This is a genomic window from Actinoplanes sp. NPDC023801 (assembly GCF_040639655.1).
Classification (GTDB): domain Bacteria; phylum Actinomycetota; class Actinomycetes; order Mycobacteriales; family Micromonosporaceae; genus Actinoplanes.
In genome coordinates this window covers 1-1,349 of sequence record NZ_JBFAAI010000086.1, presented here as the reverse complement: position 1 = coordinate 1,349, position 1,349 = coordinate 1, and the positions used below count along the sequence as shown (strand labels likewise).

The window sequence follows — 1,349 nt, the reverse complement described above, 5'->3', positions numbered from 1 at the left end:
TGGGCGGGGCCGTTCGGGGCGGTCAGGCCGTTGGAGGCGCCGTCCTGGTTGACGGCGCTTCCCCGTACGACCGCAAGGATCCGATGGTTGTTGCGCCGGGCGTCGGAGAGCCGTTCGACGACGAGGACACCCGCTCCCTCGGCCATGCTCGTGCCGTCGGCAGCCGCCGCGAACGGCTTGCACCGCGCGTCCGGCGCCAGACCGCGCTGGCGGGAGAACAGGGTGAAGATGCCGGGGTTGGTGAGCACGGTGACGCCACCGGCCAGCGCCAGGTCACACTCACCGGCTCGCAGCGCCTGCGCCGCCAGATGGAGCGCGACCAGCGACGACGAACACGCCGTGTCGATCGTCACGGCCGGACCTTCGAGTCCGAACTGGTAGGCCACCCGGCCCGACATCACGCTTGTCGCCGCACCGGTCAGCAGGTGACCCTCGACCCCGTCGGGGAGCGGCACTCCCATCCCGTAGCTGGACGATGCCGCGCCGACGAAGACGCCGGTCGGTGAGCCGCGCAGTGTGTCGGGGGTGATGCCGGCGCGTTCGAGGGCCTCCCAGGAGACTTCGAGCAGCATCCGCTGTTGCGGATCCATCGCCAGGGCCTCGCGCGGGGAGATCCCGAACAGGCGGGCGTCGAAGCCCGCGGCCGTGTCGACGAAGCCGCCCTCGCGGACGTAGGACGTGCCGGGACGGTCCGGGTCGGCGTCGAACAGGTTCGCCAGGTCCCAGCCACGATCCGCCGGGAACCCGGTGATCGCGTCACCGCCGTCGGCCACCAGATCCCACAACTGTTCCGGTGAGTCGACGCCGCCCGGCAGCCGGCAGCCCATCCCGACGACGACGATCGTGTCGTCACCGGTGTCGGCGGCGGGCACGAGGACGCGAGGAACCGGAGTGCTGCCGGAGTCGCCGGTGAGCCGTTCCCGCAGGAAGCCGGCCAGGGCCACCGGGGTGGGGTAGTCGAAGACGAGGGTCGCCGGCAGCAGGATCCCGGTCGCGGCGCGCAGGCGGTTCCGCAGCTCGACCGAGGTCAGCGAGTCGAAGCCCAGCTCGCGGAACGCCCGGTCGGCGCCGATCGCGTCGGTGGTGCCGTGGCCGAGAACGGCGGCGGCGTTCGTCTGCACCAGGTCGAGCAGGAAGTTCTCCTGCGCCGCGGGCGGCATCCCGGCGAGCTCGGCGATCAGTGAACCGGACCCGGCACGTGCCGTGTTCGCCTGGCGCAGGGCCGGGCGGACGAGGTTGCGCAGCAACGCCGGGACCTCCGCCTTACCCGACCGGTAACCCGACAGATCCATCACCACCGGCACCACATGCGACCACGACGACCGCACCGCCTCGTCGAACAACGCCAA

At 71.8% G+C, this 1,349-nt stretch carries 1 protein-coding gene; it reads right to left on the bottom strand.

Annotated features, from left to right (window positions below):
- Window positions 1-1,349: beta-ketoacyl synthase N-terminal-like domain-containing protein (locus AB0G04_RS44200; RefSeq protein WP_360996762.1), on the bottom strand; the 1,349-nt coding region annotated here is incomplete at both ends.